Origin of the sequence: Shimia sp. Alg240-R146 (assembly GCF_947331465.1) — a bacterium.
Lineage (GTDB): Bacteria > Pseudomonadota > Alphaproteobacteria > Rhodobacterales > Rhodobacteraceae > Shimia.
Genome location: NZ_CAMZOK010000002.1, coordinates 1,227,566 through 1,241,986, shown reverse-complemented (window position 1 = coordinate 1,241,986; position 14,421 = coordinate 1,227,566). Strand labels below are relative to the sequence as shown.

Below are 14,421 nucleotides of genomic sequence, written 5' to 3'. Positions count from 1 at the left end.
CACTTCTTGGGTCGGGCGTCGTTAGAGTATATAATCGCATACGGCGGGCAACCGATAACAGACCAACCTGAGGCAACAACCCTGACCGAACAGCCCGAAGATAATGCGGCAGAGAGCAAACCTGCGAGCCGTGGTGCGCGCAGAGCAAGGGGCTTTGGCCTTGTGGCGCTGGTGGCGGTGTTGCTGCCGGCGGCGGTTGCGGCGATTCTGTTTGTTGCCTTTTCCGGCAGCCCTGTGGTGTTCCCCGAATGGGCGCGCGATCGGGTCGAGCGTCTGTTGGACGGTCAGTTGGCCAATGTGGACGTGCAGCTTGGTGACGTGTCGCTGGTGATCGAAGACAATTGGGATCCGCGGGTGCGGGTCAGCGGTCTGGAGCTCTCGCCCGATGCGGGCGGGTCCGGCATCCGGTTTGATCAGGTCGATTTGCGGCTGGCGCTGGCGCCTTTGACGGAAGGCCAGATTGCACCGCGCCATGTAGAGATTGTCGGTGTGAGCCTGTCGGTTCTCAGAAGAAAAGACGGAACGGTGGATGTCTCTCTCGGGCAGGGCGACGCGGATGGCCTTGGCGGTCAGGCGCAGTTTGCCAGTCTGGCCGAAGAAATCGAGGCGTTTCTTGCCCGCCCGGGTCTCAGGCATTTGCAAGCGTTCGAGATAGAGGATGTGGCGCTGCGGTATGAGGATGGGCTGAGTGGGCGTGGCTGGAGCATTGACGGGGGCAGTATCAGCTTGCGACGCGCAGGCAGTGACGTCTCGATTGCGGCGCAGGCTGCGCTTTTGGGCGCGCGTGGGTATGCCACCATTCTGGAAGCCTCTGTGTCCACGTCGCTGGACAGTGGCACAGTGCAGATTGGGCTCAAATTCGAGGACGCGCCGTCGGAAGAATTGGCAAGCCAGTTTGCTGCGTTGAGTTGGCTGGAAGTTCTGCGCGCGCCCATTTCAGGCGCGATCCGGGGCGAGATTGGCGCCGATGGGGTGCTGGGACCCGTGGACGCAACGCTGAGCGCATCGGCGGGGTCGTTGCAGCCCAGTGATGCGGTGCGCCCGATCCCGTTTGAAAGCCTGCGCAGCTATTTGACCTATGATCCCGAAAGTCAGCGCATCGGGTTTGACGAATTGTCTGTGAACGCGGATTGGATCAGAGCCAGTGTGTCGGGGCAGGCGTTGTTGCGGGATTTTCAAACCGGGTTTCCCAACACGCTTTTGGCGCAGTTGACACTTAACACGTTTGAGGCGAACCCCAATCAGCTGAACGACGAGCCGGTCGCACTGGATCGGTCTTATGTGGATTTCCGGCTGAGGCTGGATCCGTTTGACCTTGAGCTTGGGCAGCTGGTGATCAATCAAGGCGATTTGCAGATGAGTTTGCAGGGCGCGTTGGAGGCCGCAGAAGACGGTTGGGCCTATGCGCTGGATGGGCACATGAACGAGGTAGAGCCCGCGCGGATTCTGTCGATCTGGCCGGAGCGGTTCAAACCCAAACTGCGGATTTGGATTGATGAGAATATTCACGCCGCGCGGCTAAGTGATATCAACCTGGCCTTGCGGTCCCGCGTTGCGGAACCGCCTGATGTCTATGCGGATTTTCAATTCCGTGATGCGGTGGTGAAGCCGGTCAAAACCATGCCGCCGGTGCAGGGCGGGCGCGGGTTTGCGGTGCTGATGGATCACCAGTTCCGGGTGGGTGTGGAAGGCGGCTATGTCGTGCCGGATCTGGGGGGCACGGTGGATGTCTCGGGATCCAGCTTTGTGGTTCTGAATACCCGTCTCAAACAGTCGCCAGCACGGGCCGATGTGCGGGCGGTTGCCTCGATTACGGCGGCGGCGTCGTTGCTCAACCGCGCGCCTTTGAACGTCTTTGACAACGCGAATTTGCCGGTCGATGTGGCCAAGGGTCGGGTCGAGGCCACGGGTGATTTGGCCTTCATAATGAAGGATAAATTGCCCGTTGAAGAGGTCAAATTTGATGTGACGGGACGGCTTAAGATGGTGGAAAGCACCAAGCTTGTGCCTGGCAAAACGCTGCGCGGGACATTGGAAGTCAACGCCAACGATCAGGAGGTTGAGATCTTTGGCCCCGGGAGCATTGGAGCGGTGCCAGCTGTGGCGCGCTGGCACGCAAAACTGGGCAAACCCGGGCAGGGTGGCTCGGGAGAAAGCACTGTGGCCGGACAAGTCGAGCTGAGCCAAAGCGTTGTTGATGAATTCAATATTGGATTGCCTCCGGGCACGGTGAAAGGCGCTTCGGAGGCAGACTTTGAAGTGAGATTTCGCAAGGGCACAGCGCCGACGTTAAGCCTGACATCTGACATGAAAGATCTGGCAATCAGCGCCGCGTCGTTGGGTTGGCGCAAGCCGAAGGGCCAAGCTGGTGCTTTGGCGGTTGAAATGACCTTGGGCAAGAGCCCGAAAGTTGACCAGATTAGCGTTGAGACCAGTGGATTGACCGCTCAAGGCTCGATTGCTCTCAAGAGCGATGGTGGGCTTGATGTGATTGATATTCCTAAATTTAGGGTGGGAAGTTGGTTATCGGGGGCTGCACGCCTGAGCGGGCGCGGCGCAGCGATGCCCGCAGTGGAGATACTTGGTGGGCGGTTCGATCTGGGTGCGATGCCAAATTTGGGCGGGGGCGGTGGTGCCGGAACCGGCGGTGGGCCAATCACCGGGCGTCTGGATGAGGTTGTCATTTCTAACAACATCGTGGTGAACCAAACGCAGTTTTCGCTGAATTCGAGCGGTGGCATCAACGGTACATTTGTAGGGTTGCTTGGTGGAACGGCACCGTTGACCGGTAAGTTGGGACCCCACGCCAACGGCACAGCTATCGAAGTGAAGTCGTCCAATGCTGGTGGCGTTGTCCAAGCGATGGGGCTGGTGCGGCAGGCAAACGGCGGCAATTTGATACTGCGATTGGAACCGCGAAAGGCCACCGGCGTCTATGACGGGGTGGTCGACATGGAAGATATCAAGATCCAGAGCTTGCCGGCCTTTGCAGAGCTTTTGAATGCGGTCAGTGTCGTTGGCTTGCTTGAGCAACTCGATGGGCCGGGGCTTTTGTTTAACGATGTGCATTCCGTCTTTAAGATGGCGCCGGGTGAGATTGTGATCGGCGAGGCCAGCGCCGTGGGCGCATCGATGGGACTTTCGGCGGACGGGCGATACCTGACGCAACAAGGCATGCTGGACATTCAAGGCGTGTTGTCGCCAATTTATGCGGTCAACGTGATCGGGCGACCGATCTCAAAACGCGGAGAGGGGTTGATCGGCTTCACCTATCGACTTAAAGGGCCGGTCAAAGATCCTGAAATTTCGGTCAATCCGCTGTCGGCGCTGACGCCGGGCTTTTTCCGAGAGATTTTCCGGCGTGCGCCCCCAGATTTGAGCAACTAACGACCATGCACCTTTCCGATTTTGATTTTGACCTGCCTGATGCGCTGATTGCGACGCGCCCCGCTGAGCCGCGCTCCTCCGCGCGCCTGTTGGTCAGCGAGGCCACCGGCATCACAGATGGGGTGGTCACCGACCTTGTGGATTGGCTGCGCCCCGGTGATCGGCTGGTGTTAAACGACACCAAGGTCATCCCTGCGCGGCTGATGGGGTATCGCGTGCGCCAAGGGCCTGAAGGCGAGACACAGGCAAAAATGGAAGTGACGTTGCTTGAGCCGCGCGCAGGCGGGGCATGGGCGGCGCTGATCAAACCGTTGAAGAAAATTCGCGAAGGCGAAGCGATTATTTTCGGGGCCGGACTGACCGGACGGCTGGACAGCAAAGCCGACGGACAGGGCGTGATTGTGTTTGATCTGCAGGGCGCGGATTTTGACGCAGCGCTCGAGTTGGCAGGCAATATGCCGTTGCCGCCTTATATCGCCGCCAAACGCGCTGCGGATGCGCGGGACAAAACGGACTATCAGACGGTTTGGGCGAAACACGCCGGTGCGGTTGCTGCGCCGACTGCATCGTTGCATTTTGACGCGCCGCTGCTGGAGCGACTGCGTGCCAAGGGTGTGACGTTTACGCATGTGACGCTGCATGTGGGGGCGGGAACGTTTCTGCCTGTCAAGGTCGACAACGTCAAAGACCACAAGATGCACGCGGAATGGGGGCAGGTGACCCCTGAGGCCGCGGCAGAGATTGCGGCCACCAAGGCATCTGGCGGGCGCGTTATTCCTGTGGGCACCACAGCGTTGCGGTTGATTGAAAGTGCGGCGCGGGCGGGTGCGATTGCGCCTTGGGAAGGGGCCACGGATATTTTCATCTATCCGGGTTTTGAGTTTCACGTGGCTGATGCGTTGATGACCAATTTCCACCTGCCCAAATCGACATTGATGATGTTGGTGAGTGCATTGGTTGGACAAGAGCGCATACGCGACGTTTATGCCCATGCGGTGACCGAGAAGTACCGGTTTTTCAGCTATGGTGACGCCTCGCTGCTGATCCCCTGATCACGTTGACCACTATCTGTTCATTGTGCCGTAAAACGACACACGTCTGTCGCGTTTAAGAGCGAAAGGCAGGGGGCAGATTTTGCATATGTCGCGAAACGTGAGAGGGTTGCGTCATGGTTGAATTTCTCAAAGGTTCCTGGGCGCTTTTGCTAGGCATGATGTTGTTGATGATCGGCAACGGCATGCACGGCACGTTGCTGGGTATCCGCGGAGAAGCGGCGGGCTTTTCAACTCTTGAGATGTCTATGGTCATGTCGGCGTATTTTGTCGGCTTCCTTGGCGGATCGCGGATGACGCCTGAAATGATCCGGCGGGTTGGCCATGTGCGGGTCTTTGCGGCGCTGGCGTCGTTCATTTCCGCCGTGTTGATCATGTATCCGACCTTTCAAAACCCGATCGCCTGGGTTCTGGGCCGCGTGTTGATCGGGTTTTGCTTTTCCGGCGTTTATGTGACCGCCGAAAGCTGGCTCAACAATGCGGCTTCCAACGACACGCGCGGCAAGGCGCTGTCGCTTTATATGATGGTGCAGATGATCGGGATCGTGACGGCACAGGGGCTTGTGACGCTGCCTGATCCGTCGGGGTTTGTGTTGTTTGTCATCCCCTCGGTGCTGGTTTCGATCAGCTTTGCGCCGATTTTGTTGTCGATTTCGCCGACGCCCGCCTTTGACACCACCAAGCCGATGACCATGCGCGAATTGTTTGGCAATTCACCGCTTGGTGTGGTGGGCATGTTTATGTTGGGCGGTGTTTTCTCGGCGCAGTTTGGCATGTCTGCGGTTTTTGCCACGCGTGCAGGGTTGAGCGTCGGCGAGCTGTCCCTGTTTATCGCGAGCTTTTATGTGGGTGCGACGCTGTGCCAGTATCCGTTGGGCTGGATCAGCGACCGTATGGATCGGCGGGTTTTGATCATGTTCGTGGCGGCCATAGGCTGCGTGGCGGCTGTGGTTGGGTTCACGGCTGGGGACAATTATCCGATGCTGCTGATTTCGGCGCTGTTTATCGGGGGATTCTCAAACCCGCTGTATTCCCTGTTGATCGCGCACGCCAACGACTTTCTTGAGTATGAGGATATGGCCGCGGCCTCGGGAGGGCTGGTGTTCATTAACGGTCTTGGCGCCATTGCGGGACCGATCATTACCGGTTGGGCGATGGATGTGATCGGGCCAAGCGGGTTCTTTATCTATCTTGCGTTGCTGTTGGCGGTGTTGGGAATTTACGCGGGCTTCCGCACAACCCGCCGGTCCGCGCCCGCGGTTGAGGATACAGGCAGCTATACTGCTGTGATGCCAACCTCCTCGCCAGTGGCGGTTGAAGTTGCACAGGAAGTGGCCATCGAAACCGCGCTGGAAGAAGAGCACGAGGCGGAGGCCGCGCAGGAATAAGGCTGCGGGTTGCATGTTGGGCGCCGCACTTTCATCATGGGTGTGGCGCAGCACTGGACCTGAGATGATCATTTCCCACAAATTCAAATTTGTCTTTATCCGGCCAATGAAAGTTGGCGGCACCAGCACCGAAATCAAGATGCTGAAGTTGCTGCGCGCCGTCGGGGACGAAAGTGAAATCGTCAGCGGCCCGTCACATTTTAACGTGGCGCAGGTGATGAAGAAATACGGGAAAAAAGTGGTGGATTACCGGTTCTATTCGGTGTGCCGCAACCCATGGGATCGGGCGGTGTCGATGTTTTATCACCGCAACCGCGCGGTGGCGGAGCTGCCGATGCATGAGCAGGAAGGTCGGTTTCGGGAGTGGATCACGTCGGGCGCGTTTTTGTTTGATGAGCGCGGCTCGATCTTTGACACCATCGGATCGCCGTTTTGGCGCGGGATGCCAATTGTCGATCACGTGATCCGCTATGAGCGCTTGGACGAGGGTCTGCGCAAGATGTCACGGCAGCTTGGCCTGCCCAAAAAGATCGACATTACAGACATCCGCCAGCGCAGCGGCGACCGACCTGACGCTGCACGGGCTTTTGAGCCGTTGTTTGACAAAGCGTCGTGGGACGTGATCTCAATCGCTGCTGCGCAGGACCGCGCCGCCTTTGGGTATAGCAAGACGCGGCCGGCCGGAAATGGCGATGTGATGATCCACTTTGACAGCAAGCTGATCCGCCAGAATATCGTCGGTGAACAGCTGATTGTGCAGGCACTTGGCAAGGGCTGAGGGGGCGGTGGACGTGGCCCAAATCTTGGGCATCCAAGTTCAAAACCGACACTTTGGTCGCGATGCATGACGCCTTGTTGCAATTTGTGACTGTTTTTTCCCCGTAGCCTGAGTTTAACGTTTTTGTAACGGTGCCTCCATGGGGGGAGTGCAAAACAAAGGAGAAGGGCATGAAAACGCCCGAAGACGTGCTTGAGTTTTGGCTTGATGAAGTTGGGCCAAAAGGGTGGTATGCGGTGTCTGAAGAGTTGGATCAGACCATCCGCGACAGGTTTCTAACTACATGGGAAGCAGCCAAGGCTGGCGGCATGGGCCAGTGGATGACGTATCCGTCCGGCACCTTGGCGTATCTGATCCTGACGGATCAGTTTCCGCGCAATATGTTCCGCGGGTCTGGGGAAGCGTTTTCCACAGACAGACAGGCCATTGCGGCGGCAAAATCAGCGATTGGCAAAAAGTGGGATCTGAAGATCGATGAACCTGCGCGGCAGTTTTTCTATCTGCCTTTGATGCATTCGGAAAACCTATGCGATCAGGAACACTGTATCCGTCTGTTCTGTGAGCGCATGCCGGAAGGCGGGGACAGCAACCTGTTCCATGCCAAGGCCCATCGCGAGGTGATCCGTCGGTTCGGGCGGTTCCCGTATCGCAATGACGCTCTGGAACGGCACTCCACCGAAGTAGAGGCGGCCTATGTGGCGCAGGGCGGCTATGGCTATACCGTGCGGGAATTGCAGGCGGCGAGCTGATCTCAGCCTTGAGGGTCGCGACACTGTAGCAAGGTCTGCAGCTCGGTAGAGACGCGGGTCGCAGTTTGATCAATGGCGTAGTCCGTCAGGGTTTCGGGAGTGGCCGCGAGTTTCGCGATATCGGTCTCGATGCCATTTAGCGCTTGGTCAAGACGCGCGGTTGCGGTCTCCAGTCGCATTTTGGCGGTGTCGGACACCTCGGCGGTTCCATTTGCGAGGGATGCGAGATCACTCCGCAAGCCGGCCACTTCTTGGCGCATCTCGTCGACCCGCTGCTCCATAGGTTTTAGAAGGCTGAGATTGCTGGCAAAGCTTTGCGCAATGCGCTCTCCGCTGCGCGAGACTTGCCACAGCAAAAATAGACAAAGCGCAACAAGAATGAGCGTGGCATTCAGGAGTGCTAGCAGCAGATCTTTGATGGTTTTCACAACGGGCGTCCTTCTGTGGGCTGACGGCATAAGGATGCGTGTGTGATGCCCAAAAAGCCAGTCAGAAAACCGGCGCAGGGCCGCGTTGATGTGGGGCAATAGTTGATCTAGGGTCGGATTGAACAGGCGGAGGAGACGCAGATGGCTGCCAGCACGTATGATGTGATCGTAATCGGGTCCGGTCCAGGGGGCTATGTCGCTGCCATTCGGGCGGCACAACTGGGCCAGAAGGTGGCGATCGTCGAGCGCGAAAACCTTGGCGGTATTTGTCTGAACTGGGGCTGTATTCCAACCAAAGCGTTGCTGCGGTCTGCAGAGGTGTATCACCTTATGGAGCGGGCCGGTGAGTTTGGTCTGAGCGCAGGCAAGATTGATTATGATCTCGACAAAGTGGTCGGGCGCTCGCGGGGCGTGGCGAAACAGTTGAGCGGCGGTGTCGGTTTTCTGATGAAAAAGAACAAGGTCACGGTTGTGATGGGCGAGGCCAGCCTTCCGGCCAAGGGCAAGGTGTCGGTGAAAACTGCCGAAGGCACTGAGGAGCTAACGGCTAAGAACATCATTGTGGCCACGGGCGCACGGGCGCGGGAACTGCCGGGGCTGGAGGCCGATGGCGATTTGGTCTGGACCTACCGCCATGCGCTGCAGCCACCCAGAATGCCCAAGAAATTGCTGGTGATCGGATCTGGTGCCATTGGCATCGAGTTCGCGAGTTTCTTTAACACTTTGGGTGCGGATACCACAGTTGTGGAGGTTATGGACCGGGTTTTGCCGGTTGAAGATGCCGAGATAAGTGCTTTTGCCAAAAAGCAATTTGTCAAACAGGGCATGAAGATCATGGAGAAAGCCATGGTCAAGATGCTGGACCGTGCCAAAGGCAAGGTCACAGCGCATATCGAAGTCGGCGGCAAGGTTGAGACACAAGTTTTTGACACGGTGATTTCGGCCGTTGGCATTGTCGGCAATACTGAAAACCTCGGCCTTGAAGCGCTGGGAGTGAAGATTGACCGAACGCATGTTGTCACGGACGCATACTGCCGGACGGGCGTCGACGGGCTTTATGCGATTGGCGATATCGCTGGCGCGCCGTGGCTGGCGCATAAGGCCAGCCACGAAGGCGTGATGGTGGCGGAGCTGATCGCGGGCGGCAAGCCTCATCCGGTGAAGCCCGAAAGCATTGCGGGTTGCACCTATTGTCATCCGCAAGTGGCCAGTGTCGGGATGTCTGAAGCCAAGGCCAAAGAAGCCGGATACGACGTCAAAGTGGGGCGTTTTCCCTTTATTGGCAACGGCAAAGCGATTGCCTTGGGCGAGCCAGAAGGCATGGTGAAAACCGTGTTTGATGCCAAGACCGGCGAATTGTTGGGCGCGCATATGGTGGGGGCTGAGGTGACCGAACTGATCCAGGGCTATGTGGTGGGGCGGCAGCTTGAGACCACTGAGGCCGAGCTGATGGAGACGGTGTTCCCGCATCCAACGCTGAGCGAAATGATGCACGAAAGCGTGTTGGATGCCTATGATCGGGTGATCCACATTTGAGGCAGGCTGTAACACGTCGTTTTTGTATCGGTATCGCGTCGGTGCTGATGGCGGCGGCGCCGCTGTGGGCGCAAGACCCGTTTCGCGTGATGTTGCGGTTTGAAGCACCGCCTGAAAGTGGCGCATTACATTGGGATTTGCGCGATGAGGACGGACTGCCGGTGGCGCTTGGCATCATCGCGGCACCCTGGGAAATTGAAGTGGACGCAGACCGGCATTTGACGGTGCTGGTGACAGATGTCGCGACCGGAGAGATGGAGCAGTTTGATCTGCATGTGGGCTCGCGTGATGCGACGATGCAAATCCGCTTAAAGTCGCCCGCGCCGCATAAGCACTAATGAGTTCGCAAGGAGCAAGTTGACCGGACACAATTGCGTGAAGCGTGCGAGGCTTTGGCGTTGTGATTGGGGCTAATTGCATAAGACCGTGCGCAAATCCCGAACTTTGTTGTGGAGATAGATTTTCAAGGGCTTGGCGAACTAAAATGTTCTCTCTATGTTCGCGATATATGGTTGGCAGTTTTCGTCGGCTGCCCTATGTCTTGTGCTGTATCCGTTGGGGGTTTGAATGGCCGAGTTGAAGAATATCGAGGTGCGCGGCGCGCGCGAGCATAACCTGAAGTCGATTGACGTGGATATTCCGCGTGATCAGCTTGTGGTGATCACTGGTCTGTCGGGGTCCGGCAAGTCGAGTCTGGCGTTTGACACGATCTATGCCGAAGGGCAGCGGCGCTATGTCGAAAGCCTGTCGGCCTATGCACGCCAATTCCTTGATATGATGGAAAAACCTGATGTGGATCACATCAGTGGGCTGTCTCCTGCGATTTCGATTGAACAGAAGACCACATCCAAGAACCCGCGCTCGACTGTGGGCACTGTGACCGAAATTTACGACTATATGCGTTTGCTGTTCGCGCGGGCCGGGACACCGTTTAGCCCCGCGACCGGATTGCCGATTGAGGCGCAACAGGTGCAAGACATGGTCGACCGGATCATGGAGATGGAAGAAGGCACGCGCGCGTTCTTGTTGGCGCCAATTGTTCGCGATCGCAAAGGCGAATACCGCAAAGAGTTTCTGGAACTGCGCAAGCAGGGGTTTCAGCGGGTGAAAGTGGACGGCGCGTTCTATGAACTCGACGAGCCGCCAACGCTCGATAAGAAGTTTCGCCATGACATCGATGTGGTTGTGGACCGGATTGTGGTCCGCGAGGGTGTTGAGACGCGATTGGCGGACAGTCTGCGCACAGCGCTGGATCTGGCGGATGGTATTTCCGTGCTGGAGACTGCGCCGAAGGATGGTGAGCCCGAGCGGATCACGTTTTCCGAGAATTTTGCCTGTCCCGTCAGCGGCTTTACGATCCCAGAGATTGAGCCGCGGATGTTTTCGTTCAACGCGCCTTTTGGGGCCTGTCCGGATTGTGACGGTCTGGGTGTTGAGCTGTTTTTTGATGAACGGCTGGTGGTGCCGGATGTCACGTTGAAGGTTTATGACGGGGCCTTGGCACCCTGGCGCAAAGGCAAGTCGCCGTATTTCCTGCAAACCATTGAAGCCATTGCCAAACACTTTGAGTTTGATCGCAACACGCCATGGAAGAAGCTGCCCAAAAAGGTGCAGCAGGTGTTCCTGTACGGATCAGGCGAGGAAGAAATCGAGTTCCGCTATGACGAAGGTGGGCGGGTGTATCAGGTGACGCGGGTGTTCGAGGGGGTGATCCCCAATATGGAGCGGCGCTATCGTGAGACAGACAGCAACTGGATCCGCGAAGAATTCGAACGCTATCAGAACAACCGGCCTTGCGGGACCTGCGAAGGCTATCGTCTGCGGCCCGAAGCGTTGGCGGTGAAGATTGCGGGTGTGCATGTCGGGCAGGTGGTGCAGAAATCCATCCGCGAGGCGCTGGCCTGGATTGAGGATGTGCCGAACCACCTGACGCCACAGAAACAGGAAATTGCGCGGGCGATTGTGAAAGAGATCCGTGAACGCCTTGGGTTTTTGAACAACGTGGGGTTGGAATACCTGACGCTGAGCCGCAATAGCGGAACGTTGTCGGGCGGCGAAAGCCAGCGGATCCGGTTGGCGAGCCAAATTGGCTCGGGGTTGACCGGTGTGCTTTATGTGTTGGATGAGCCGTCGATTGGCCTACACCAGCGCGACAATGGGCGGTTGCTGACAACGCTGAAAAACCTGCGCGATCAAGGCAATACGGTGATTGTGGTTGAGCACGACGAAGAAGCCGTGCGTGAGGCGGATTATGTCTTTGATATCGGCCCCGGTGCCGGTGTGCACGGCGGTCAGGTGGTGTCCGAAGGGTTGCCAGCAGAGATCATGGCCGATCCCGCTTCGCTGACGGGGCAATACCTGAGCGGCGCGCGCGAGATTTCGGTGCCGGCCGAGCGACGTGAGGGCAATGGTAAGTTTGTTGAGGTGGTCAAGGCCACGGGCAACAACCTTAAGAATGTCTCCGCCAAGTTTCCGTTGGGGAAGTTTGTTTGTGTGACGGGTGTGTCAGGGGGCGGCAAGTCGACGTTGACGATTGAGACGCTGTTCAAGACGGCTTCGATGCGCCTTAATGGCGCGCGGCAGACGCCTGCGCCGTGTGAAACCATCAAGGGGCTGGAGCATCTTGATAAGGTGATCGACATTGATCAGCGCCCCATTGGGCGCACGCCGCGGTCCAACCCTGCGACTTATACGGGGGCGTTCACGCCGATCCGCGATTGGTTCGCCGGTCTGCCGGAATCCAAAGCGCGTGGCTACAAGCCCGGGCGGTTCTCGTTCAACGTCAAAGGCGGGCGGTGTGAGGCGTGTCAGGGCGACGGTGTGATCAAGATCGAGATGCACTTTCTGCCGGACGTCTATGTGGAATGTGAGACATGTCAGGGCGCGCGATACAATCGCGAAACATTGGAAATTCGCTTTAAAGGCAAAAGCATAGCCGACGTTCTTGATATGACCGTTGAAGAAGGGCAGGAGTTTTTCAAGGCCGTGCCAAGCATCCGTGACAAGATGGATGCGCTGATGCGGGTTGGGCTTGGCTATATCAAAGTTGGCCAGCAAGCGACGACGCTTTCGGGCGGCGAGGCGCAGCGGGTGAAGCTGTCCAAAGAACTGGCAAAACGCTCTACGGGGCGGACGCTGTATATCCTGGATGAGCCCACCACCGGATTGCATTTTGAGGATGTGCGCAAGCTGCTTGAGGTGCTGCATGAACTGGTTGATCAGGGTAACACAGTTGTGGTGATTGAGCACAATCTGGACGTGGTCAAAACGGCGGATCACATCATCGATATTGGCCCCGAAGGCGGGGATGGCGGTGGTGAAGTGGTCGCGCTTGGAACACCGGAAGAGGTGGCCAAGGTCGAGCGCAGCCATACCGGACATTACCTCAAAGAGATGCTGAATGCGCGAAAGGTGGCGGCGGAATAAACCCGCGCCACCAATACTTTAGGCGGCCAGAAGTGTCGCTGCCTCGTAGCTGCGCAGGCTGGGACGCGCGGCGATGTCATCGGTGCCAATCGCGCGTTTGGACATCACCATGCGCAAGCCGCGGTTGGCCAGCGGATCAAAGCTGTGGCGCGTCATCGGGCCGGGCATGAAGCTTTCGCTCCATTGACCTTCTGAGAACACCAGTTCGTGCCGAGGCAGCAGGATGTGGAAATAGGTTATCGTGTCCTCTGTTGGGCAACGCAGCACATCGCGGTCGTTCACGAGATGCTTGGCCTTGACCAAAACTTCGTCACTGCCAAACAGCAGCTCGGCGCGGGCGCCGGTCACCAAAACGCGGTGCTGAGGGGACACGATGAGGTCGCGGTCATTGTCCAGAACACCGGCTTTGATGCGGATCGGCAGCGTGTCAAGCTGTGGTGCCATGCGTGAACTTCCAATCCATTCAATGGGTTGCAGGCCATTGTCCAACGTTTGCAGCAGCATACCTTTGCGCAGCTGTTCGACGGGTATGTCACCATCTGAAGTGCGTATGAGCGTGCCGCGCGTGAAACACGGCGGGTGCTGCACAATTTCGACCAAGGCCGTGTCGGTGTTGCCGTCCTCGTCCTCGATTGTGTAGTTGAAATACACCGTTTCATTGTCGGTGTCGGCATCAACAGTCAGGGTGCCATCCGCGTTTAGCGTGACGATTTGCCCGGTGGCGAGGGTCACGCTGTCTCCTGGCACGACGGGAACACCATTGATGTGGGTGATGGTCAGAGTAGGGCCGGCGGACGAGGCGTCGTTGCCCAAAACGTCAAAGGTTTCGCTGCCGCCGAATTTGACCGAGACGCTGTCATCTTGAGCCACAATGGTGGTTTGCACCGAGCCACCGGCGATCAGCAGGTTGGAATCGTAGCTGCTGTCTGAGGCGTCGGCGATACCGATGATCAACTCGTTGATGCCGTCTTGCAGGGGGGCAACAAAGGTCAGGGTGACGGTGAAGCCGTCCATTTCGGTGTTGTAGTCGTCGTTGGAGTTGTCGTTGTAGATGTTTGCGTTGGCGTCGTTGATGTTGCCGATGGTGGCGGAGCCGTCACCCACAGAGATTTGCGCCTCGACCCCGTTTACCCAAACACCGATGGTGTCGTTGTAGCTAAGGTATTCAGGATATTCCTCGGAGGAGAGCACAAAGTCGATGGTCAACAATTCGCCTGCGGTGCCGTTGAAGTCGATGGTCAGATAGGAGGCGTCGTAGGTGTTGGTGCCGGCAGCTGCGTTAAACAGCGCGTTGTTGTTTTCGCCTGATGTGTTGGTCGAGGTGGAGCCGCTGGTGTTGGTGTTTGTTGTGCCGCTGCTGTTGGTGAAGTCGTCGACGTGGCCTGTGGACAGGATCACACCGCTATCGGCAGGGGCGACGCCGGCACTTGTGGTGTCAGCGCCGGTGTAAACACCGGAGGACGCAGCATCGCCTGTGTAGTCGGATGTAACAATGCGTCCCGGATCGCCAAAGATCTCTTCGGCCATCTCGGTCGCGGTCGCGCTGGCGTCGATATTGAGTTCTACTGCATTTGGCATGTGCCTGCCCCTAGTCTGTCTGCTCGTGGAAACTTTTGTTTCCTTGTTGATAACAACAGGTGCCGCTCAAACGTGGCGGCTTCGGGGCAGGGTTAAGGA

10 protein-coding genes are annotated in these 14,421 nt (G+C 57.7%); 8 read left to right on the top strand and 2 right to left on the bottom strand.

The features are described from left to right. Positions 1 to 6: 6 nt before the first annotated feature. The 5 genes from PG871_RS15230 (at position 7) to PG871_RS15210 (ending at position 7,354) form a co-directional block, all read left to right on the top strand. Positions 7 to 3,387, top strand: coding sequence for a hypothetical protein (locus tag PG871_RS15230; RefSeq protein ID WP_270730736.1), 3,381 nt, complete (start codon positions 7 to 9; stop codon positions 3,385 to 3,387). A gap of 5 nt (positions 3,388 to 3,392) precedes the next feature. Further along, entirely contained in the window at positions 3,393 to 4,439 is a 1,047-nt protein-coding gene (gene queA / locus PG871_RS15225) for a tRNA preQ1(34) S-adenosylmethionine ribosyltransferase-isomerase QueA (protein ID WP_270730735.1), read from the top strand. A 116-nt stretch (positions 4,440 to 4,555) separates the two neighbouring features. Then, on the top strand, positions 4,556 to 5,827 hold the full coding sequence (locus tag PG871_RS15220) for an MFS transporter (RefSeq protein WP_270730734.1): 1,272 nt from the start codon (positions 4,556 to 4,558) through the stop codon (positions 5,825 to 5,827). Between the two features lie 64 nt (positions 5,828 to 5,891). Beyond that, on the top strand, positions 5,892 to 6,605 hold the full coding sequence (locus PG871_RS15215; protein WP_270730733.1) for a sulfotransferase family 2 domain-containing protein: 714 nt from the start codon (positions 5,892 to 5,894) through the stop codon (positions 6,603 to 6,605). A 170-nt stretch (positions 6,606 to 6,775) separates the two neighbouring features. Further along, positions 6,776 to 7,354, top strand: a complete 579-nt coding sequence (locus PG871_RS15210) for a DUF924 family protein (RefSeq protein ID WP_270730732.1) — start codon at positions 6,776 to 6,778, stop codon at positions 7,352 to 7,354. 2 nt (positions 7,355 to 7,356) lie between these two features. On the opposite strand, the gene PG871_RS15205 is transcribed toward PG871_RS15210, so the two are convergent. Beyond that, positions 7,357 to 7,782, bottom strand: a complete 426-nt coding sequence (locus PG871_RS15205) for a hypothetical protein (protein WP_270730731.1) — start codon at positions 7,780 to 7,782, stop codon at positions 7,357 to 7,359. Positions 7,783 to 7,923: 141 nt separating this feature from the next. Here PG871_RS15205 and lpdA point away from each other — a divergent pair, with 141 nt between their 5' ends. The 3 genes from lpdA to uvrA all read left to right on the top strand — a co-directional run bounded on the left by lpdA (position 7,924) and on the right by uvrA (position 12,744). Beyond that, entirely contained in the window at positions 7,924 to 9,318 is a 1,395-nt protein-coding gene (gene lpdA / locus PG871_RS15200; RefSeq protein ID WP_270730730.1) for a dihydrolipoyl dehydrogenase, read from the top strand. After that, positions 9,315 to 9,656, top strand: a complete 342-nt coding sequence (locus PG871_RS15195; protein WP_270730728.1) for a hypothetical protein — start codon at positions 9,315 to 9,317, stop codon at positions 9,654 to 9,656. Before lpdA ends, PG871_RS15195 begins: the two co-directional genes overlap by 4 nt. Before the next feature lie 229 nt (positions 9,657 to 9,885). After that, positions 9,886 to 12,744, top strand: a complete 2,859-nt coding sequence (gene uvrA / locus PG871_RS15190) for an excinuclease ABC subunit UvrA (protein WP_270730727.1) — start codon at positions 9,886 to 9,888, stop codon at positions 12,742 to 12,744. A gap of 18 nt (positions 12,745 to 12,762) precedes the next feature. Here the strand turns inward: uvrA and PG871_RS15185 are convergent, their stop codons facing one another. After that, positions 12,763 to 14,322, bottom strand: a complete 1,560-nt coding sequence (locus PG871_RS15185; RefSeq protein ID WP_270730725.1) for a Hint domain-containing protein — start codon at positions 14,320 to 14,322, stop codon at positions 12,763 to 12,765. Positions 14,323 to 14,421: the final 99 nt, after the last annotated feature.